This is a genomic window from Prauserella cavernicola (assembly GCF_016595675.1).
Taxonomy (GTDB): Bacteria; Actinomycetota; Actinomycetes; order Mycobacteriales; family Pseudonocardiaceae; genus Prauserella_A; species Prauserella_A cavernicola.
The window spans coordinates 1-336 of record NZ_JAENJH010000040.1 but is presented as its reverse complement, the minus strand read 5'-3'; the positions used below and the strand labels follow the sequence as shown (position 1 = coordinate 336).

General features: G+C 65.2%; 1 protein-coding gene. It reads right to left on the bottom strand.

From position 1 onward, the window contains the following. Positions 1 to 20: 20 nt before the first annotated feature. On the bottom strand, positions 21 to 336 hold a 316-nt coding region (locus tag JHE00_RS34600; protein WP_504739435.1), incomplete at its 5' end, for an ABC transporter permease family protein.

The window sequence follows — 336 nt, the reverse complement described above, 5'->3', positions numbered from 1 at the left end:
ATATCCCCAGTCCCAGTCCATCAGATACCTCCCGCGTCCGCCGCGGCGAAGGTCTTGCGCCGGGGCGGGGGCCTGCGACCGAGCCTGCGTGCGCCCATCCGCTCGAGCGCACGCATCCCCCCGGTGATGGCGATCGCCAGCAACAGGTACAGCACGAGTTCGACGGTGTAGATCACCGTGAGGTCGTTCATCGGCAGCGCGGGCCGGAGCTCCTCACCCTTCGGCGTGATCTCCTGCGCCGAGATGAAGAACAGCAACGCGGTGCTCTTCAACAGCTGGATGAAGAGGTTGTTGAACGGTGGCAGCATTTCCACCACCGCCTGGGGCAGGATGACC